We start from the raw sequence: 22,441 nt of genomic DNA on the forward strand, positions 1-22,441 counted from the left end.
ACAAATTTTTAACAAATTTTTATTCATTATCTATTTAAAAAAATAAAATATACAAAAATTAAAGAATTAAACTCTTAAGCCTCAAATTAAGCTTAATTATCTTTTTAATTTTAAATTATCTGTATTTTAACTTCTCTTTTTGATAAAAAATACTTTAACAGATTTAATCCATTAAATAAGGTCCAATATCCTTTTTAATGACTGATAACTTTTGCAAAATTTATAATTATCATGATTAGGTGGTTCAAATAAAGTTAGGTGGTTCAAATAAAGTTAGGTGGTTCAAATAAAGTTAGGTGGTTCAAATGAAAGGTGATTTTTCCAGATCCACGTTCAAGCGTGAGAAGCATTACAGTAGTGTCAGGATGCAGCAGGGTCGCGTTCAGGTCGATGCCGACTGGAACGAGCAGGCGGATATACAGGAACACCTGAGGAGGAGCGCTGTAAGAGACTTGATAGGGCAAAGTGGAGCCCCTGTTGATGGAGGAGGATTCAGGTTAGAGCTAACACCTGACAAAAAGGATTTCATCATACATCCCGGGCGTTTTTACGTGGACGGCATTCTCTGCGAGCTGGAAGAGGAAGCAGTCGAAGTCAGCGAGCAAAAAAACCTGCAGCTTGCGGATAATTCTAACTTATCCATTTTGGGATTGAATAATAAAAATTACGCTGAAGGCCAGTGGGTCGAGGTCTTCTATGATAAAAACAAAACGCAAAAACTTCAGGTTATTAGTTTATCCAATACCGTTTTGGTATTGCAGGGTTTCAATGGTTCTATCGAGGAAGTAAAAAGCGGGATTAGCATACGGCGTTTAACCACCTATTACCACCAGCCTTATTCCCCGGAAGTTAGCGATTCTCTGAGCGCCGATAGCCAGAATCTCGCTTACCTGGATGTCTGGTATCGACATGTCACCGACATTGACGATGCTTCCATACGCGAACTCGCACTGGGCGGCCCGGATACAGCTTCCAGGATACAGACAGTCTGGCAGGTAAAGATAAAGGCTCTTACAAATGATGAGAGTGATGAGAATTATATTCAGAAACCTTGCAGCCTTCTCGAATATAAAGAGATAATACCTTTCCGCCACGCTAGAATGGCCGCTGATGTAGGTGAAAGCGGCTGGTCATCCGACGATTGCACAAAAGTGGACGCTGGTGGATATTACGGACTGGAGAACCACCTTTACCGGATAGAAGTACATGATGTGAAAAAGAAGGGTAAAAAGTTTTTCCCGAGATTCAAGTGGTCCCGCGATAATGGCAGTATCGTCAGGGAAATCAAATTCGATAACACCGCAGCTTCAATCTCCGAAATCGAAGTCCTGGGCAGGGACGTCTCCACTGTCTTTACGTCTGGTTCGTGGATAGAGATCGCGGACGAGCTGACCGAGCTTCAAGAGCAGCCTGGAGTGCTGGTCCTTACAAAGGCAGTTAGCGGTAACAAGCTATCTTTTAACCCGCCTGCTGCCGGCTCCGATGATGAGAAGACTATAAAAATCATCAGGTCAAGGGCGTGTAAGCCCAGAATACGTTTGTGGGACTGTGTAACAGATAGTTCGCTAGAGGCTACCAATTCTAAAATAGACATCGAGAAGGGTGTCAAGGTCAAATTTACGGACGGGGATGAGTATAAAACTGGTGATTACTGGCTCATTCCAGCCCGGACCATAGATAGCAGTATCGAATGGGAGAAAGATGTAAACGGTAATGGAAAATTTTTGGAGCGCTTTGGCATAAAGCACCATTACTGTGCCATTGCTAAAGTTACCTTTGATAATGATAATGAGATGTCTGTTAGTGATGTCCGGCATACTTTTGGATCATTGACAACACCCTCGCTCTATTATGCAGGCGGTGGCGGCCAGGAAACTATGCCAGGAAACCCTTTGCCTCAACCGTTCGAGGTCTATGTGACGAATGGCTCTGTACCTGTTGAAGGTGCGTGGGTTAAATTTGCGTTCAAAACTAAGCAAGGGAACGGACAGCTTGTCGACAGTTCAGACAATACTAACGAATCAGCCAGCTGGATAAAAATCAGGACCAATTCAAATGGCATCGCCAGTTGCTACTGCACACCAAACTCTTTAAAGTGGAACACGGATTCCTCAATATGGCATCAGCAGGTTGAGGCAGTTCTTCTCGATGCTGACTGCGGTGTTACAGGCAATGTGCCGCCTGTACATTTTAATGCCAGTTTGAGTGTAGCGGGTGATGTGGCTTATAAACTTCCTGATTGTACAGCATCTTATGTAACCTGTGATGTTGTCAGTACTAGTTATCAATACTGGTCTGGCGAGCAGTATCCACTAATCGAGTTATTTGGAGAAAAGTACGTCCCATTGCTAGCAAAAAACGACCCTATCTGGAAATCTCATATTAATAAGCTCTCCAAGCTGGTTCGTGACGATAATGAAAAGTACACTCTCAAGACTGGTGAAATACTTGACCTCGGCGAAGGCTATACTCTCGAAGCAAAGCAGGTCGATGTTGACGGTAAAAAGGTCTGGCTCGAATTCACCAGGGATGGAAAATACATAGGTGACGAAATCATCGACGTTGGAACCGGTGACAACAACTGGGATGTTGAACTTAATGGCATCCAGGATGAAGACAATGTTGTTGTCTTCAGAGTCCATGTCAACCAGGTCTTCCAGGGTGCAGTCGACAGTATTGTCCAGATCGATGGCTTATGGCTCATTGACTATGCAAATGTCATGACTCTCAAAATTGGAGAGACACTTGGAGAATATACAATCACTAATATCATCGACGGAATAAACTCGTTTAATCCAGGGAGTCTCATTTTTTACCATGATTGTACAGCATCTTATGTAACCTGTAATGTTGTCAGTACCAGTTATCAATACTTGTCTGGTGAACAGTATCCACTTATCGAGTTATTTGGAGAAAAGTATGTTCCATTGATAGCAAAGGACGATCCTATCTGGAAATCCCGTATTAATAAGCTCGCTAAGCTGGTTCGTGACGACGATGAAAAGTATGCATTCAAGGCTGGCGATATGTTTGACCTCGGCGAAGGTTATACTCTCGAAGCAAAGCAGGTCGATATTGACGGTAAAAAGGTCTGGCTCGAATTCACCAGGGATGGAAAATACATAGGTGACGAAATCATCGACGTTGGAACCGGTGACAGTACCTGGGATGTCGTACTTAATGGCATCCAGGATGAAGACAATGTTGTTGTCTTCAGAGTCCATGTCAACCAGGTCTTCCAGGGTGCAGTCGACAGTATTGTCCAGATCGATGGCCTATGGCTCATTGACTATGCAAATGTTATAACTCTGGAAGTCGGTGACGAATTTGGAGAATTCACACTTATTAAATCCAATGATGGAGTAGATGTATCTAATCCGGGAAGTCTTATTTTTGAGGGTATTGCGAATCAAGCTAATGAATTTCCCACGGTTCAAAAGCTTCTTAAACAAAAGATATCAGGATGGCCGCCAGAAGATAAAGTCGGAAATGTAAGCGTTAAGGGAATTCTTGATACTCTGCTGTGCAAATTGGATGCCGGAAAGATCCCTTATAATCCGCTAATAAATGAAAACCGGTGGAAGGACATTAATGAAACCTCTGATCTCGGTGAACCTCCGGCTCCCAATACGGTTCAGGATGCACTTGATAACCTGGCTGCAAATCTGGACAGCAGCGATATCTCTTACCGTCCCAGGGAGGACTGTCCATCCAGTCTGACCGTAAGGTCTCTGTTAGAGATTCCCCTAAACAAAGATTCAAAGGTCAATGAGGTTTTTGACGCTTTACTTTGTAATTTTAACGCAGCGTATCTTCCTTTGGACTTATCGGACGGCAATTTATGTAAAAAACTACTTGAAGTGAAAACTGTTCAGGATGCGCTTAAGGTTTTATGCGGAGAAATAGGGGGTGTCGGGGGCGCAGGGTGCTGTATAATTGTACAGGATTCAAAGCAGCTTCAAGAGGCGCTTAAAAAATTAAAAGACGGTAGCACTATCTGTCTGCTTGCCGGGGAATATAGTAATATCAAGGAACTTCTGATCTCAGACCGCAAAAATATAGTGATACGCGGATGCAATCTTGCCAGTAAGCTTTTCACGAATATTAAGATAACTGATTGTCAAAATGTGGTTCTGGAAAATCTGGATATCTCAGGAAATATATTTGTTGGAAATGTGATAGATTTCTCCATGAAAGGAAATGTGATATCCCAGGTTAATGATCAGATTTTTGAAGTTGCTAAGTGCCAGGGGATCATCATGGAATCTAACCTGTTCACAGTAAAATCGCAAAAGGGATTGGTTTTTGAGGCATTAAACGATTTAAAGATCCATAAGAATAGAATAAATATCGATCTCTCGAATACTGAAATAAAAGAATTATCCAGCATATTTGTAGCAAATTCAAGTGATATAGAGATTACAAACAATCTTATCCAGATATCAGATAGCGAAGGTATAAGCGAAAAAGTCACCGTTATAGGAATGCGGTTAGAAGACACTGAAGAAAGAGAATTGGAAGGTAATGTTTCTGTAATCAGCAATACAGTAAATGCTATAAACGCACCTTCTCTTAACATAAAATCTAAAGGATCGGTTAGAGTCCATGGAAATATCTTCAAATCAACGCTCAGAAGCCTGGGTCAAAGTGATGTAGAAGAAGGCAGTACAGTAAATATCGAATCACCTGAAAAACAGATCATTTTCACCAATAATCTCTGCTATAGTTACAGCATTAGAGGACCCGTAAACGATAATTATGTTTATTTGATAGGTATAAAGGGCAGAGATACGATTTTCAGCAATAATAACTGTGATTTTACTGCAAAATCCTATGAAGTGGAGCAGGTAACAACACACGTATATATTCATATTCCTCCAAAATCCGGTTTTTCTGCCAATGTTATAGGTAACAGGTGCAGCGAAAATATAATAGATGAAAGATTTTTCTCCATATTTGCCGGCGAAATGCCAGGGGTTTCTGCAGACAAACAATCAATACTCCTCGGGAATATAACCCAGAATGTGATAAGACCCGAAACGCAAAATCTTAACCTTCGGAGTTAACTATTTTTTTAGCAGAGGTGAGATACTTGGAGCGGCAGCTAGTCACAAAGCCAGGCACACTAGAAGCAAATGTTAACGATTACAGTTCTTCTAGCTTCAGCCATAAACCTCGTTTTCCAATCCGTGGACTTCTACATTCCGAAAAAAACCTGAATAATCAGTCCAGACTCCGTCCGCCAAAGTTACAGGCTAAACTTGCAGTCAGTCAGCCCGGAGATCCCTACGAACAAGAGGCTGATAGGGTGGCGGATATGGTAATGAGGATGCCTGATCCAATTCTCCAACGCAAATGTACTAAGTGTGAAAAGGATGAAAAAACGGTTTTGCAAGCAAAAAAGTCGCCAAGACAGGTGCCATCTCACACTGCCACAGAGACTGTTATGCGCCGACCAACTCCTGGGGTAACTGAGGAAGAGATAAGCCTCGAGAAACAGCGGACTATAATCAAGCTTGTATGTCCAGATTGCGATGATCTCCTGCAGGCTAAAGAAATCTCATCTGAGGACTTCAGTATGCCCAAAGAGTTTGAATCCCGAATTGAGAGTTTAAATACAGAGGGGGTGCCTTTACCCGAATCAGTGCGAGAGTTCTTCGAGCCCAAGCTCGGCTACGATTTCAGCAGAGTGAAAATCCACACCGACACACGAGCAAGAAACACTGCGAAGCGAATGAACGCTCTTGCCTATACAACGGGCCCTCATATCGTCTTTGCTCCAGGACAATTCGCACCCCAATCATATGAGGGTAAGAAGCTATTAGCACACGAGCTTACGCATGTCGTGCAGCAGTCCGCGACCAAGCCTCTGCTAGGTATCGGTAACACATTAGCGACGAATCAGGAGAGAAGTTTTCATGAAACTAGACTGCCAGTTCAATCGTTAGGCAGTAAGATCGGAATTCACATGCAGGCAAGTTCTGACAACATTTTCCGGCACAAAGCGGCGGATTGTTTGTACGAAGAATGCTGCAATCGATGCAGAAAACTACCCAACAAAACGAAGAAAGACAAAGCGAGAAGAGCGCTTTGCTGGTCACAGTGCATGGCTGAATACGCGTCTTGCTTGTCATCGTCAGAGGAAGCCATCAAGGGAGTGCTGACTGGGCTAGCAATTGCCGGTGCAATTGCTTTGGCGTCGGCTGATGGTCCCTTACCATTCGGTGACGCTGCGGCAGTGGGTTTATTGGGATTGGTAGGTATAAACTTAACTGATTGAGGGAACATAGAATGAATGATCTAGCTCTCGGCACTGTCGTAGCCGAACGTCACTTTGAATCGAGAAACGAGGCAGGGGAGGAACACGAAATTATCGTTCGTATCGGCATCCCAGTCCACGATCCTTGTCCAGATGGAGATTGGTATTGCCCCTATCAGATAAAGGGGTTTCCTAACAGTATAGTGAGTGTAGCATTCGGGATCGATTCTCTACAGGCTTTATTACTCGCCTTAGGGAAAGTTCATGCAGATCTAGTCTTCTGTCAGCGCATCAATAAGTTGCATTTAACTTGGCTTGAGCAGGATAATTTGGGCTTTCCCTAGTCTAGAAAAACTATGGATGAACGAGGCGTTGACAGCCTACCGAAGAAATTGAAGCTATGTTTACGAATTTAAACGGATATTTTGTAGGCCTGACCTTTTATATTAAAGTGATTATTTTCTTTGTTTTCTTTGGGAGTTGGTTGAAGTTTTTAAATTTATTCATATTTAATTGAAATAGAATTTACGCATTTGAGGAATAAAATCAATTACGTCAAAGACAGTGAATTAAAGTCACATTTGAGACAGTTATCGATTTGATGCTGTTGATTTTTCAGTTCAACTGCGTAAGTCCTATGAAATATATTTTTCTGGCGGGGAAGTCTGTTTCAATTTTCCCCGGATCATTTTGTAAAAAAGAGGGTAATTATTCAACCTAGATAAAAAACATCAATAGCCTTCATTATTAAGATTCGATGTAAATTCATACGAATAAATTTTATTTTACTATTGGCGAATGATTGCGTTTTTTGGCTGTTCATTAGTTAGTTATCAAATTTCTTGATTTCATATAATTGATATCAACCAACTTTTTTTGGTAAAATGAATAGTTACAAAAGAGGAATCAAATATCTTTTTAGTATCATTTCATGAGGCACCCAACTAAATATTTCAAGGAGTGGTTTAAAGATTTTTCAGATTTATTGTCTATGCAGAAATTAATTTCGCTGATATCCTTTTGAACAACTACCGCTGAAGTACTTTTTCATGTACTCGGCTGAAATTGGAAGGAAGTAAAGTAAGTTATAAAAAAATAAACGTTTTCTCATTTACATAGTTACAATCAACTGTCAAGTATGGGGATAATAAAGTGGCTGAAAAAGTTATTGCACCTACCAAAGCACCTGAAACAAAGCAGATATGCTCGAATTTTAACAAGCGAAAGCCTGGCTTTTATTCTTTAGGATCTCCTGCTAACAGAAGATCACAACTTCAGAAAACTGTAGGCAATCAAGCAGTTCAAAAACTTATCAAATCAAGAACTCTACAGGCTAAGCTTAGAATCGGACAACCTAATGATACTTATGAGCAAGAGGCTGACAGGGTTGCCGAGCAGATAATGAGGATGCCTGATCCAGTTCTCCAACGCAAATGTACTAAGTGTGGTAAGGATGAAAAAGTGGTTTTGCAAGCAAAAAATTCGCCTGGGAGAGCGTCGTTAACCCGGGGACAAGATGTACCACCTATTGTACAGGATGTATTGCGCTCGCCAGGTAAGCCGCTCGATACAGATACACGTGCTTACATGGAACCGCGCTTCGGGTATGATTTTAGTAGAGTGAGGGTGCATACAGATACAAAAGCAGGGGAGTCCGCGCAAGGGGTCAACGCTCTGGCTTATACTGTGGGTCAGAATATTGTTTTTGGGGAGAAACAATCTAAGTCTTCAACCGTTAAGGAAAAAATGTTGATGGCACATGAACTTGCACATGTCATTCAGCAAGATGAAGCTAGCACGTATCGAAAGAATCAGCTTGTGCTTTCTCCAGTTAAGCAACTTACTGTTCAGAGGACTCTTGGAGATGGCCATGACTTGACCTCACCACGTTTTTCGCGTCTACTTGATTTAGAGGCAGCTTATGATGACGAGATTGTGATTAGTGTAGATAACTCTTCCAGTGGTCGTGGCGTGCAGGCTATCCAGCAAGCTCTATATGACTTAGGTTACGCACTTCCTTTGGATGGTGCTGACGGCGTATTTGGAAAAGAGACAAAAGCTGCAGTCAAAAGTTTCCAGAGCGCAAATTCACTAGTTGATGATGGCGAAGTTGGGAAACTCACAATGTCGGCCCTTGATAAGAGATTCGGTGCCCCGAAATTACCATCATCGGTAAGTTTATCTGCGCCCTGGACTGGTGCATGTGTTCGCTCGGTAATATGTCCATGGAGTCCACATACAATAGAGGTCTTGAAAACCAGAATAACCCTCAAATCCTTTGATAGTATCTACTGGGCGGATGAAATGTGGAATGGAAAAGGTTGGGTAACGTCTCTTTTCCCAGGCGGAGGTTATAACAATGGAAGCGAGATAGGAGTTCTCAACAGTTCTTGCAAAAATATGTCTGAGACCCTCTACCACGAAATACTTCATGCCGAGCAGCCCAGTGCTCACAAAACGACTAAACAAAGAGAAGCCTATGCATATCGTATTGGAGAAGAGTTCAGTATCGCAATGGGTTTAAGCGGCCGGTCTACACTTCGAAGCACTGATGCGCAGGGTCGCCAATATGCTAATCCAACTAAAGTAGAGACATTTGTCAAGAAGACATATCCTTCAATTCCAGTGGGAGGTGGAAGTGATGAAATCATTGGCAAAGCAACCAGTTACGGGCATGTGAGAGTTCAAAAACCCGATGGTACTATATATACTCGACCAGCAGTGGTAGGCGAAAAAGTCCCGGGACCTATGACTACTGTCAACGAGGTGACTCATTCAACTGCAGGGTGGAAGTGTCCCTGAGATAAGTGATATTCATTGATTAATCAAAAAAGTTCTAAAAGTAAATGTGTGAGATTTTTCAATTAGAGAAGCACTATAACCATATGTGAGCTACTAAATGAGGCTGATTAGCCCTTAAAAATGGATAATTTTTGAGAATCTTGACAATTATATAAATAATGATAATTGGCTCTTCGTTGTTTTGTGTGGCTATCTTCATAATGTTCTCATAAAAACCACGCGACCTTGAATTGAAAATCATCTTATCCATAGAGGATCGCGAAGAGCCTGATAATTAAATTATCTTGGTATATACAACTGATACCAATTTAATGAGGTGATTATTATATGGCTATGCATGAATCAGTCCCTCAGCTTATTGGAGAAACAGTTACCTTAAGTTATGTAGCGGGTCCGTTCATAAGCTATGGAAAATTTCGCTTAGAGAATCATACGACTCGCACCATAACAGCCTCCGTTAAATCGGTATGGTTGAACTTAGACAAACACCATAAGCCACTTTCCAATTTTACTGTTTTTGACCTCACTCAAGATCGAATGGTAAACCCAGAGAGCTTCACGGTTGATGCACAAACAATTATGACTTTTCTAGTTGGCTTTCCCAGAGTTGCTTATGAGCCTTTTATGGGGGAATCCATTTCTGTAGGTCTACGAGTAATTGTGAACGATGCTGAAATAAAGGCATCCTCACCCATTGAATTCGTGCGCCGTTTACCATATGGACTGTGAACAGGTTTATTAATTAAAATTATACAGTGGTTAAGTTCAACTTTAGGCAGTGTGCTTAATTTTCTGTAAAATTAAAATATTAAGTCTTAGTTCCGCATTTTCAAGCACATAAATGTCACTTGATATCGATACCTGCGCTCAAATTTAAGCACATCAAATGCAAGGTAAAACCTCTAAGTCACAATTAACTGACACCACAGATATATGAAAAAGCATATATTTGCCTAAAAAGGCGGAAGTTAGGCTTAGGAGTTGTCACAGAATAAAATATACACAGATTTTGATTCAAGGCTGTCTTAAAATTCAAATCATTTATACAATTGGATAATAGGCGACGTTCCGTTTAATTCATATTACGCACTCGATATATAAAATCAAACACAATAAACATCATAGTTTAAACTTTCGTTTTGGACAATAACAGTTTGACACTCCGTTTATCAATTCAAATGCATAAGTCCTATCCCAATTATAGAACCAAATTTAATTTTAAGACACGCTCTTAGATACTTTGATTTTCAATATCAATGCCACCAATTAAAAATTAATTTTATGAAAAATCTGTATAATCTATATTTTAACAGTTACCTAAGAGGTTTTTGAGTCAAAAATTTGAGATATAGTCACGAGGCTAAATAATGCAACTGCCCGATGGAGCTTCAATAAAGTTTTTTGTTGCAACAATGACAGGCGTGACTATATGTAGATTCATTTTACATACAATATTCAAAAAATTGACGTTGAATTTACAGCAAATTCGAGATACTGCCAAAAAATCTATATGGATATCAAGTTGCTTTAATTCTGCATTAAATCGATATTTTTAATGTACGATAGTCCATTTTTATCTGATTGATGTTTTAAAACACCTGAATGTTAGTAGTTCCTTTAAAGTCCATATTGAGTCCACAATTCCTGCCTCTCTCGCAGGTGTATTTTTACATTCAACCCCTCTTTCATCTTTGTACTTTAATCCTCCATGACCTCTACAGAAGTTAAAATGCGTGCAATATAACCTCATTTGATGCTCTAACCATTCTTTGGCTTTTGAAAACCCTATTGTTTTTCTTGAAACTCTGTTGTTATCCTGCCTAAAAGTCAGGTTTTGTCTTTCAAGTAAAGTTGTTGAGATTTCGCTTTGTTCAATGTTTTCTCCAAAAATGGTATTCTTCTTTATTTTCTTGAGTACCCCATTTATTCTTATTTTGACTACCTGTGCATACTTCAAATCATCAAAGGGAAAGATTTTTGGTTTTTTTGGCCTTCCTCTTTTCCCAGTTCTTGGGAACTCAATCAAAACTCCAAAATGTTTCAAAAGAGCTTCTTTATAAAAGTTCAACCCATCTGTGACAAAAAGAGGGATTTTATCAGAAAGATGTTTTTTAACTGACTTAACTAACTTATCCGCAACATACTGTTTTCTTGGTCCTATTACAAAGTCAAGTATTAGCCTACAACCTGGTGCAAAAGCTACCCACATCCATGGCCCATCATCTTCATAATCTTTCATTCTAGGAACTTTTTTTTTGAATTATTACCCATAGTTCATCCATTTCTATCTTGGGTACATCCATGTTTTTCATCATGCTATCATTTACTTTATCGCATTGGTTAGCTGCACGAGCTAACCATCGTTTTACACTGGCAGATTCTACCTCTAAAACATCGGCAATGGCTTCAATGCTCATACCTTTCATAGACATTTTTAAAGCTAAATCAATAATTTTCTCAGCTTTCCGAAGATTATGATAAAAAGTGTCTGTATGGTCGTTGAATACTTTACCGCAATGACGGCAAAGATATCTTCTTGTTTTTTCTCCACGACTTATGTAAGTTCCATTTCCAACAACATTGCCCTGGTTAGTAAGACCATAGAGTTTGCAGTTTTTGTTCTGACAAGAAACGTCAATGAATCTTGGTTTTGGACCTCGTTTCCCCATAGTATAAATATATGATTTTCAAATATATAATCTCAATCAGATACAAATTGACCATCTAATGTACCAGGATTCTTTAATATCTCAACATTTTTCGAAAAATTTATTATAAATGGTAATTTTTTAATATGTATCAGAATTTTGATTTTGAGAAATTGTCGCATCCTCCTTACATGTCTACTTTATAATCATAATTTTCTAATGTGGGGTTACAGTTTGACTGAAATCGAGACTCCTCTAAACGATTACTGCAGCAGTTACGAAACCATGGTTGAAGAAATTCAAGAAGGCATAGCCGAAGGTTTTAACGAAGGGCTTATAGCCGGCATTAAGCAGGGCTTCATAGCTGGCATTACGGAATGCAGGACTTCGGGCTTTGATAACATTGATGTTAAAGGCATGTTAGAGATCCTGGAAAACTCCTTCGAAACCGCCTCAGAGAAAACTATACAGATCACGTACAGGCAGGTGGTTGGCAATGAGTACCGAGAAAAGATCGGCCCTTCTTTTAAGAAAAAAATGGAGGAGGCATGTGATAAGGCAGTAGAAAGAATAAAAAACTCGGATTGTGAACTGGAGGAAGCGTCTGCACTCAAATTAATGTATCGTGTGGATATGTCTATTGAAAAAATCAGGGAGTGCATTGGGAGTGCCTGTGGGAGTATGAAAAAACAATTTTCGACAAATATGGTATTCGATAGTTTTTTTGATTGTATGCAGGATGAGTTTAAGAAAGGACTGGATAAAAGTCTGGAAGCTTGCGAGGGCAGGGTCTGCAAAGCGATGGACAGTAAGACCGACAACAAAAATCGTGTTGATGAATCTATAGAAAAGTTCAAAGATTGCATTGGCAATGCCTGTAGTGGAATTAAGAAAACTCTCCCTGCGGATGTAATCTTCACAAACTTTTTCGACTGCCTGCAGGATGAGTTCAATAAAGATCTGAATGAAAAACTGAAAGCTTGCGAGAAAAGGATCTGCAAAACGATTGACGGCAAAACCGGAGACAAGAAGGCTGATCATGAGTGACATTAAAAGGGATGTAAAGTCCAGTGTAAAAGACTTCACCCAGGGTTCTGTCAGCAAGGTAGTAAAGGAATCAACTAAGAAACTGATTAAAAACCTGCCAGAAAAACAGAAAAAACTCCTCGAGGACAGAATTGTAAATATGTCGGATGATCAGCTTGAACAATATTTTGCTGATGATCCCTATTTCAAGGATGCTCTGGAAAATACTATAAAATCGGCAAGTGATATTCCGCCGAAAAAGAGCCCAGGCTTCTGGAAGAAAAGAACAGAATTGGTTTCTAAAGGTACTTCTGAAAACCTGGCAACGGCCCTGAGCCCGCAGGTTGTTATAAGCATCATTCTGGTTGTAGCAAGTGTTGCGCTACTGGCTATACTTTTTCTAAAACCACCTGTTGCAAACTTCACTACCTCTGTTCCTAATGCCTCTCTAACAATTCAGTTTAATGACACCTCAAGCTATCATCCTACTTCCTGGGAATGGGACTTTGGAGACAACAATACTTCCACCGAGCAGAATCTAACCCATAAGTATTCAAAAGCTGGAAATTATACGGTGACACTTACAGCAAGCAATGTAGCAGGTAGTAATACGACAACAAAAGAAAAATCCGTAAATAAAACTTTGCAGACTCCTGTAGCAAATTTCAGCAGCAATGTCTCATCAGGAAAAGCTCCATTCAGCGTTAAATTTACTGACAAAAGCACAGAAATCCCCACTAAATGGAACTGGAGCTTTGGAGACGGAAAAGCTTCAACGCAGCAAAATCCAGAACATCAGTATTCAAAAGCTGGAATGTATACTGTGACATTTACAGCAAGCAATGCAGCAGGCAGTAATACGACAACAAAAGAAAATTATATGAAAGTAACCGGAAAAACAGTTGCAAACTTCACCAGTAATGCTACCAGAGGCCATGTTCCTCTTACAGTTCAGTTTACCGATTTCTCGCAAAATGCGACTGGATGGAATTGGGACTTTGGAGACGGGACCAGTTCAAGCGATCAGAGCCCAGTGCATGTTTACTTCCCAGCAGGAACACATAATGTTAATCTAACCGTAACAAATGAAAACGAAACCGATTCAAAGTTTGCCACAATAGTGGCTCTGGGAAAAAAAGATCACGACCACAATCCAAAAATTCTTCCTGTTGCAAACTTTACCAGTAATGTTACCAGCGGTTATGTTCCACTCTCAGTCCTATTTACTGATCTCTCGCAAAATGCAACTGAATGGAACTGGAACTTCGGAGATAGAACAACACACTCAATAGTAGATAATCCAATCCATGAGTATTTAACAGCTGGGAATTATACGGTGACACTTACAGCGATAAATGCGGCAGGTAGTAATACGACAACAAAAGAAAACTATATCAAAGTAGAACCAATTCCTGAGAAACCGGTTGGACCGGTTGCTATTTTTTCGGCATCCCCAACTTTAGGAAGTATTCCATTGAAGGTACAGTTTACTGACAATAGCACAGGAAAACCTGAGGAATGGAAATGGGACTTTGGAGACGAAACAATTTCAACCGAGAAAAATCCAGTGAATATTTACTTTAAAGCAGGAAATCATACCGTTAACCTGACCGTGACCAATAAAAACGGTACGAACTCAACATCTGCCACAATAACAGTTCGTTGTGCATAATGTTAGCGTCCGAGGTAGTAATACAGTTTATGTAATTGATACAACACTGTTGTAACCTGAAATGATTTCGTAGAGTCAAGAATATTTGAAAGTCAAGAATATTTGAAAGTGTATGATCTTTTAATTTTTTCGGTTCCTTTCTTTTCCCTGTTTCTATCTATTTTTTAGTCCATTTTATTTATTTAATTCGAGCATCTCTGTATTATTATCTGACTTCGCAGGCTGGTCTATGATCAGAAATCTTAGCGTTGTATTTCCGGTATTATATGTATCCTGTACCGAACCCGCAGGGATGTATATAAGCTGGTCTGGATGTATCTCGATCGGGATTCCGTCAATATAAAGCAGGCCCTGTCCTTCAAGGATATAATGGATTTCCGAATTTTTTACCATATGGGGTGCAACATTTTTTCCGGGTTCTACAATGGAATGGGCAATGCTGCAGTTAATGTCGAGGTTTCTGTTGAGACTTAGGGGATTAAAGAGTTCAGAAGTTTGGAGCTTTCCGGGTTCTTCAGTATACTTGCACCCTTCAAGATTCCTGCAAACGATATAATTCTCCAGGTAGAGATCAGCGCCTACAATGTAGGTTTTTTCTCCATAAGAAGCCTTTTTGACGAAAGTACACTTGCGGAAAGGCTCGGAATTGTTTTCCTTCCAGTTGTACTCTATCCAGCCCTCACCTTTTTTGCTCTTGGCTGTTTCGATAAAGAATTCTCCTATGGGCTTGCCGTCGGCGTCTACAAGCCCTTTCATATCTTTGCCTTCAAGGCTTTGATTCGAAGGGCAGACCACCTGGGTCCCATTTTCGGTCCAGACAAAAATGCAGAAATTGTCCTGGAACCAGGGAGAGCCTTCTTTACGCATTGAGGGAAACAGTTGTTCTCCCTGGGTTTCAATGAGTCGGACTGTAGCTCTTACCTTGCTTTCGATATTTTTCCTTTCTCCTGCCAGCTGACTCTCTCCTTTTTCCAGAATAACGGGATCTGGTGCGGGAACCGAAACAGCAGGTTCGGAAACAGCAGGTTCGGAAATTGCAGGTTCGGAAACAGCAGGTTCGGAAACAGTAGGTTCGGAAATTGCAGTTTTTTCTTCAGCCTGTGCCATTCCAGCTACTCCGCTGGCATTCGAATTTACGGTTTCATTTTCAAGCTCAGTTGAGATTGCTGGTGTTTCATCCTTACCTCCACTGGTAAGGATTCCCAGAAAGAACGCAACTGCAAGCATAATACAGGCAATTTTTATTAAATCCATGAGTTTCCCTGCTGTTCTGGCTTAAATCTTCTCTGTTACTGAAGGAAGGTTTGCCGGTGTTCAGTATAGTTTTTCTGGATAATTATCTGAAGTATTATTTTATTTTTTCATTTTGATTATAAACAAAAAAGAAGTCTTGAACTCAATACGCAGGGAAATTCATTTTTTATTTTTGAAAGTTTTTGATCAACAGTAAACTCCGTACTTGTTAAATCGGCGTTAGCAAGAGAGAGTTAACAGAGATAGTAATCTGTTAACACTCGATACTTCACTTTACTTCCTTTACTTCACTTTTTCCTGAGCTTCCAGCCACCGTATAGGCAAACCAGGCTCCCCAATAATCCGAAACCTGGAGTTGAGTTAACCTTATTCGATTTAGTCTCATTCGAGTCGCTTGTGTTAGAAATACTATCATTAACAGAGGTTTCATAATTCTCCGTCGAGTTTGGAGGTTCAAGATTAGAGCTTGGAGGTTCAAGATTATCCAGAGGTAGGTCATCTTCGCGCACGAACACGACAGGAACTTCTTTAACCCCCATATTGCTTGCTTTTGTGTCAATAAGCTGATAGAATTCGTCCAACAAAGGCTCATCAACTTCTGAACTATTGTTAACACTTATCTCTATAACACCATCAAAGGTTACACCAGAAGTTTTAACAGGGCCAAATGGATCAAAATACTTCAAATTTTCCTGGTCTTGCATAAAACTTGCATTATATAAATTGTCCAGTATATTACTGAGAGTGTCAATCCATTGATATCTCTCCTCCGAAGTTGTAAAATCAGGTATGCTTCCATATGCAGCAACACAATACGGATCATTTTTCAGTTTATCAAAAGTTTCCGGGCCAAAGGTAAGCTCCATAGTCATATTTTCTTGTGTGGCCTCATTTTCTTGTGCACTTGCTATCGACGCTGGCAGGATGACTGCTAGTAATATTGTTGCAAATATTGCACTTATTCCAAATTTTTTATTTAATGTCATCTACTCTTTACCTCTTTTCTTTTATTCAAGAGGCAGGAACAAACAAACCTCAAGTACTCTCAAAGCTATCATTTCTCGCCTCTGGGTATGTGGGTTTCAAGTTTAGTTTGACAGACGCATTTAAACTCCGCACATTACTTTCAAGGCACTTTTTATAAACTTTCTGTGCAAACTATTAAATTTAGGACTTATGCAGTTAAAATACCGAAAACTGGATATCTTGATAAATATACTTATGAATTTGTATTTATTTAAAAACGTATGGAGTTATGGATATAAACCAACCTAAGTGTAATGCCATTGACTGCATTGATTTCTTCATCGCAGCTTCCAACGTTTTTAGCTGCACTGAAGCTGCTAGATGTTACCCAAACGTAGTTAATGCTCCTTTTAATAATAGTGGCAGTGACAGAATACTTAAGGAATCCCCAATGCACGTTAAATTAATTTAGATATTTGAAAGTTTGAAAAAAACAATATGCTAGGAGACAACTGCATAACTCCTAACTAAAAAACTGCGGAGTGAATCTAACTTTTGAGACTCTGATGTATAATATAAAAGTCAGGCGTTGGGTTCATATGTTAATCGAAAAAGGTTTAGAAATAAAGAAATCAAATATATTAATGAAATAGTTATAGTGTTACAAAATTGATTGCATAAGAGTAAAAATTCCTTAACCGATGACCAATGAAATTAATATATGAATATCGTCCAAATTATCTAATTAAAACAGGGGGTAATTCTCATGCCAGGAGTAATTCATTTTGAGATATATGCAGGAGACATTGCGAGAGCTAAGAAATTCTATCAGGATGTATTCGGCTGGAAAATCGAGAGGTCGGAAAGTTCAATGGAATACTGGAATGTAATCACCGGCAAGGAAAATGAGCCAGGAATCGACGGCGGCCTTATGAAAAGGCAAGGAATGGAACCAAAGGCGAATACGCCGATAAGTACCTATATCTGCACAATAGGCGTCCCGGATATTGATGAATACCTGAGCAGGATACAAAAGCACGGTGGTAAAATCACTATGGAAAAAAGACCAATACGTGGAGTCGGCTGGTATGCATATTGCCTCGACACCGAGAGGAACATATTCGGGATAATGCAGTCAGACCCGAGTGTTAGATAAGCTCTTTTTTCCTATATTTTTCATACTGTCCCGGTTTGCCTGTACTTTATTCTCATGTTCTGTTTTTCACTTCATTAGCATGAAAATGCTGCCATCTGAAAGCACTTTCATTGGTTGTGCATGTTATTCAAAGAATATCATGTTTGTTTGGCATGAAAATGCTGCCATCTGCAAGCACGTTCATTGGTTGTGCTGTTATTCAAAGAATCTCATGTTCGTTTAGGGTATGCTCTGTATAAGGATTAATTCATTAATTTTTTTGTTTTGTATTCTTTCTCTTAATCAAAAGTTGTTATAATTCCTGCCACTTTGATCAGAAACTCTTATATATTTTATTTATAGAATAATTAATAACCTATGAGATAAATAACGCGGCGAAAAGATAGAACGAACTTGAATACCCATATGGGAGCACTGACAGAAAATAGCTAGAAATGGCAGACTGTTGAGCCTTTATTTTCAAAAAGTTATTTCATAGAGTGGAGAAACTATATGAGCGTTATAGATGAGCACATTGTTGACCAGAGTAAGTATATTGTTGATGTCGCTTTGAAACTGAGAAATCTTGATCTTGAAATTGCTAAAAATCCGAACTGCTATGAGCTTAAATCGAGACGATTTAAAGTGCTGGAAGACCTTCACGACAAGACCCGCGCAGAAATGGTGCAAGCTGCAGCCGAGCTCCGTAGAAGTAAAGATAGAGAAGGTAACCATTGTGCTGACTGCATGAGATGTGATTTATATAAGGAGTTTGTTTGAGCCGTAACTGTATCACTGAAATCTGACAAAAAGCAATCAAAAATGAAATGCTGCTTGAGCTACTCTTTATCGGCTTTGAGAAGAAACTTGAAACAAGGGAATCTTTTTCCTCTTCTTTCCCCCTGCTGGTAAACAGGCTTATTTTTCGTTTGGGGGACGGAGTAGGATTTGAAAAAGGGTTTGATGTAGCTGGTTCTCCAATTTAATATTCTTATTTAAACAGTACCGTATTTACTTTTACATTTCGACCCCTATCAAAAATATTTGCCAGCATATCGGAACCTTAAAATGATTCATGTCCTTTGATTTCACATCCTCCTCATCCTTTGGTTTTACAGCCCCTCTTTCGTTTTTGTTGCAGTTGCAAACAGTGTAACATTCCCATAACCGGCAATTTCCGAAACTTGTGCTTTCCTGAACTCTTCAGTGATCTCCTGTCTGATCTTCTCCCTTATCTCGGAAGGGATGTCCTTCAGCAGGCTCTCAGGGCTGTCTTTTTCTTCCAGGTGCTTTAAAAACTCTTCAGGAGAACCATACTTCCAGGGGATATCCCTTGGCTCGATTGATATACTGTCAAAGCCTGCGTCCGACAGGAGATCCTGGAGTTCTGTTGCAGTAACCTTTTTCATCCTTCTATGCAATTCCTGATTCCTTTCAATGTGATATTTTGCAAGAATAGGATCTGCAAGTGTCTTCATGGTGCTGGAGCTGTTTCTGTCAAGTGTGGTCATCCCAACCCTGCCTCCCGGCCGGAGGACCCGGTATATCTCACATAGGGCAGTTTTCTTGTCGTCAACCCAGTGGAATGAGGAACAGAAATATGCATGATCGATTGAATTGTCCGGCACGAAACTGAGGTCCTCAGCCTGTCCTACAAAAAAACGGATGTTGCTGGTGGAGTCTCTGCTAAATTTTTTCCGTGCAAGTTCAATACGATAAGATGAAGGATCAATACCCGTGAGCTGACCAGCCGACCCTATGATTCCCAGAACATTCACAGCCTGCTGCCCTGTCCCGCAGCCTATATCAAGCACTGAATCCCCTTTTTTTATTCCCATCATTTCTATCAGTGCTTTGCCTTTCTGGAACTGATGATCGCAATTCCGGTCATACCTTTCGGCACCCTCCTGGGACTCCCAGTCAATTTCACTCATTTTCATTCACCTTCTGGAACCTGTTTTTTTGCTGAAATTTGTATATATTCAAAATGTTGTTGCGGTTTTATGTTTGAGTTTTCCCCTTATGCAAACTCCTCTGTCTGTGAAAAGTCATCTTTGGTGTTAGTTTTTGAGTTTACAGTTTCGTTTCAACGGTGTCATTTCAACAGTTTAGTTTCAACAGTTTAGTTTCAACAGTTTAGTTTCAACAGTTTAGTTTCAACAGTTTAGTTTCAACAGTTTAGTTTCAACAGTTTAGTTTCAACGGTTTAGTTTCAACAGTTAAGCTTATTTGAAAGCTGTTTAATCTATTCTTCTCAGAAATCTGTGAGAAAAAAAATCACTATCAGTACAACTTAAAGTTTCTCTTATCCTTAAAGGTAAAGGAGTTAGCCCACTACTCTACAGGAAAAACTACAAAACCTTTTTTTTTAAGCTGGAGTATGAAATTGAATGAACTTATTCATATGAACCGCAGCAAAAGTTATATATATTTCTTACTTTTTGGAAGAGGTCAGGTTTTTCTAAGTGAACTTTGCATTACATTTTAAGCAAGCTCCCACTAATCAATATAACTGCAGAAGATAATATAACTGCAAAAGCCAACATAACTGCAAAAGCCAATAGAATTGCAGAATCCAATATAACTGCAGGCGCGTTATGAGCATCGTTTTATTAAAATGGAATTTATCATGGTCTGATTAATTGATTCTTGAAACTCTTCTGAAAAATATCCGGCTCCAATGTTCTGGTTCAAATGTACAGGATCTACATAGATATCAGTGGTTGACGTGCAGTTCATATAGTTACCTGCATAGTTATTGTACAAACAGTTATTTTCAAGCGTAATAGTATGTGTTTCGGGCAAATAATTAGTCACTCCATACCCTGTTCCATCTGGATCTTTTTTGCGTTGTTTGGTATTTGCGATAATATTATTGCGAGCAGTTGTTGTATATCCTGTGCCTTTGGGTGAAAGGTCAATGTGGCCTGAGTTATTATATGTAGGATAAATGTGAGTACCTGTAGGGTACATCTGAATAATTGCACCATGATATACCCCATCAAAAGTATTGTTTTCAATGAGGGTATCGTAAAATCCGCTTGTCACTATGCCCCCTACCCAGTCAATATTAGGATTCGTGCCGGTTTTGTAGAAAATATTGTGATAAATATATACATTTTTAGCCTCATCTCTTGGATAAGACCTACAACAGCCTATCAACCAGACTCCAGGCCCATAAGTATTCTGAATAGTATTATTGTATACTTCTACGTCGTTAACGACAGCTGTTGTTTTCTCAATCAGAATTCCAGGTCCGCCCGCACTCCAGTGGTAAAAGGAATCTATCAGGTTATCATGGAATTTTACGTGGTTAGAATTCCTTGATCTAAGACCGCAGTCAGTCCTGACTGTTATGTTATTATTCCAGCCCTCTACATTCTGGCAGTTTTCGGCAAAAAGCCCGTTATGCCCCATTTTATATACGCTGTTATTGTAAAACTGGATATTGGAACTATTGTCCACTTTCAACGCTTCTCCATGCCCATCATGCATATACATATTATGAATTTGAAGGTCTCTGGAGTTATGGAAATGAATTATGTTGTAATATCCATACCCTTTCGGCTTATCCAGATTGTTGTCGTGATTTCCGTCGATTTCAAATCCTTTTATAGTAACCCCATGTATTTCGGTACTGTTAATCTGCGTTATAAGGGGCTTAAATACTGGCCAGTCTGCCCTGTCTATAAGTTTAATTACGGCTGTAGGGTCTCCTTCCAGGGTAGTATTATTTCCGATGAAAATAGTATCTGATATAAGGTATATGTTCGGACCTTTCAAGTGAACAGTTGTGAACTGCGGGTTTTCTGCAACATATGCAAAAGCTTGATTTATCTCCACCTGATCATTGCTCCCATCGCAGGTGAAGTTCCCACTCCTATCGCCAGTTACCCATACAGTCACATTTGATGGCGTAAGTGAAGAGGTATTTGATGGTGTAAGTGAAGAGGCATTTGATGGTGTAGGCGGAGATCTGGACTGTATTAGTATGTAAACAATTATTAAATCCAGTATAATCAAGAGAATAAAAATTGTAATGTAAAATCTTGTTTCTGTCCAGTTCTGCCGTATATACCTGAGACACCTTCCAGTCATTTAACTCCCCACCCCAAACTTATGTAATTTATATTAGTTGAATCATTTATTTTTAACTAACACTTATTATATAGCGAATATTATTTTAAAATACTTTATAAAAAAAGATTCAACCGCTTAAGTCTTATAACCTTAACTTCTCCCTCGTGTGGGGAATAAACCAATTCAAGGATTATGTCTGATGTTGTTGTTTTCTAACGCCATTTGTATCCTCTTCAAATTTAATGGAGTTTCAACCACAAAAAAATACAATAGTTGTTCCATTTTTGAGCTTTCCTCATCATATTTTGGAGTAGGAAATGAAACTTGAAGCTTTAATACAATAGCTGGCTTCACTGGACATCAACCTGGTGAAATATAAAGATAAAAAGCGAAGCGTCTCAACCTGGTGTTGACAGAAATACAAAATAAAGTTGAAAGCAAGAATTCGTCTGGGAGATACTTTTAAAGAAGTGGGTATCAAATTAGATTAGAGATTTTAAAAGCTAATTTGAGATCCTAATGTATTAGGTTAATTATATAACCAACTTAATATTAAAGAAGCACAAACAGTATTATCAAGTTTTCTTTCATTGAATATT

At 39.4% G+C, this 22,441-nt stretch carries 15 protein-coding genes; 9 read left to right on the forward strand and 6 right to left on the reverse strand.

Going from position 1 to position 22,441, the window contains the following annotated elements; all coding sequences use genetic code 11:
* Positions 1–305 precede the first annotated feature (305 nt).
* The 4 genes from FXW07_RS02375 to FXW07_RS02390 all read left to right on the forward strand — a co-directional run bounded on the left by FXW07_RS02375 (position 306) and on the right by FXW07_RS02390 (position 9,790).
* Positions 306–5,066: an S-layer protein domain-containing protein gene (locus FXW07_RS02375; RefSeq protein ID WP_229393590.1), complete on the forward strand. Its 4,761-nt coding sequence runs from the start codon at positions 306–308 to the stop codon at positions 5,064–5,066.
* Between the two features lie 251 nt (positions 5,067–5,317).
* Positions 5,318–6,280 (forward strand): DUF4157 domain-containing protein, encoded by a 963-nt coding sequence (locus FXW07_RS02380; RefSeq protein WP_229393591.1) that lies wholly within the window; start codon positions 5,318–5,320, stop codon positions 6,278–6,280.
* A gap of 1,131 nt (positions 6,281–7,411) precedes the next feature.
* Entirely contained in the window at positions 7,412–9,061 is a 1,650-nt protein-coding gene (locus FXW07_RS02385) for a DUF4157 domain-containing protein (RefSeq protein WP_229393592.1), read from the forward strand.
* A gap of 327 nt (positions 9,062–9,388) precedes the next feature.
* Positions 9,389–9,790, forward strand: a complete 402-nt coding sequence (locus tag FXW07_RS02390) for a hypothetical protein (protein WP_229393593.1) — start codon at positions 9,389–9,391, stop codon at positions 9,788–9,790.
* An 844-nt stretch (positions 9,791–10,634) separates the two neighbouring features.
* Here FXW07_RS02390 and FXW07_RS02395 read toward each other — a convergent pair.
* Positions 10,635–11,730 (reverse strand): IS1 family transposase gene (locus FXW07_RS02395; protein WP_229393594.1). Its coding sequence is split into 2 segments (ribosomal slippage): positions 10,635–11,310 and positions 11,309–11,730, totalling 1,098 coding nucleotides; the frame shifts between segments, so codons are not numbered across the junction.
* Positions 11,731–11,943: 213 nt separating this feature from the next.
* Here FXW07_RS02395 and FXW07_RS02400 point away from each other — a divergent pair.
* Positions 11,944–12,756: a hypothetical protein gene (locus FXW07_RS02400; protein ID WP_229393595.1), complete on the forward strand. Its 813-nt coding sequence runs from the start codon at positions 11,944–11,946 to the stop codon at positions 12,754–12,756.
* Entirely contained in the window at positions 12,749–14,407 is a 1,659-nt protein-coding gene (locus FXW07_RS02405; protein WP_229393596.1) for a PKD domain-containing protein, read from the forward strand. Before FXW07_RS02400 ends, FXW07_RS02405 begins: the two co-directional genes overlap by 8 nt.
* Before the next feature lie 174 nt (positions 14,408–14,581).
* On the opposite strand, the gene FXW07_RS02410 is transcribed toward FXW07_RS02405, so the two are convergent.
* The gene (locus FXW07_RS02410) at positions 14,582–15,661 is read right to left on the reverse strand and encodes a cache domain-containing protein (protein WP_229393597.1); all 1,080 of its coding nucleotides are present in this window, start codon (positions 15,659–15,661) and stop codon (positions 14,582–14,584) included.
* A 287-nt stretch (positions 15,662–15,948) separates the two neighbouring features.
* Positions 15,949–16,647, reverse strand: a complete 699-nt coding sequence (locus FXW07_RS02415; protein WP_229393598.1) for a hypothetical protein — start codon at positions 16,645–16,647, stop codon at positions 15,949–15,951.
* A 746-nt stretch (positions 16,648–17,393) separates the two neighbouring features.
* Between FXW07_RS02415 and FXW07_RS02420 the strand changes: the two genes are divergently transcribed.
* The 3 genes from FXW07_RS02420 to FXW07_RS02430 all read left to right on the forward strand — a co-directional run bounded on the left by FXW07_RS02420 (position 17,394) and on the right by FXW07_RS02430 (position 18,748).
* On the forward strand, positions 17,394–17,783 hold the full coding sequence (locus FXW07_RS02420) for a VOC family protein (protein WP_229393599.1): 390 nt from the start codon (positions 17,394–17,396) through the stop codon (positions 17,781–17,783).
* Positions 17,784–18,275: 492 nt separating this feature from the next.
* The gene (locus FXW07_RS02425; protein WP_048123766.1) at positions 18,276–18,542 is read left to right on the forward strand and encodes a hypothetical protein; all 267 of its coding nucleotides are present in this window, start codon (positions 18,276–18,278) and stop codon (positions 18,540–18,542) included.
* A 47-nt stretch (positions 18,543–18,589) separates the two neighbouring features.
* Positions 18,590–18,748 carry a hypothetical protein gene (locus FXW07_RS02430; protein WP_229393600.1) on the forward strand — a complete coding sequence of 53 codons (159 nt, stop codon included), beginning with the start codon at positions 18,590–18,592 and terminating at the stop codon, positions 18,746–18,748.
* 126 nt (positions 18,749–18,874) lie between these two features.
* Here the strand turns inward: FXW07_RS02430 and FXW07_RS02435 are convergent, their stop codons facing one another.
* The 3 genes from FXW07_RS02435 to FXW07_RS02445 form a co-directional block, all read right to left on the reverse strand.
* On the reverse strand, positions 18,875–19,696 hold the full coding sequence (locus FXW07_RS02435) for a methyltransferase domain-containing protein (RefSeq protein ID WP_229393601.1): 822 nt from the start codon (positions 19,694–19,696) through the stop codon (positions 18,875–18,877).
* Positions 19,697–20,357: 661 nt separating this feature from the next.
* Entirely contained in the window at positions 20,358–21,860 is a 1,503-nt protein-coding gene (locus tag FXW07_RS02440; protein WP_229393602.1) for a right-handed parallel beta-helix repeat-containing protein, read from the reverse strand.
* Positions 21,861–22,025: 165 nt separating this feature from the next.
* A complete protein-coding gene (locus FXW07_RS02445; RefSeq protein ID WP_229393603.1) occupies positions 22,026–22,196 on the reverse strand; it encodes a hypothetical protein in 171 nt (56 codons plus the stop codon).
* Positions 22,197–22,441 lie beyond the last annotated feature (245 nt).

It is taken from the genome of Methanosarcina sp. DH1, from assembly GCF_020804205.1.
GTDB classification, from domain to species: Archaea; Halobacteriota; Methanosarcinia; order Methanosarcinales; family Methanosarcinaceae; genus Methanosarcina; species Methanosarcina vacuolata.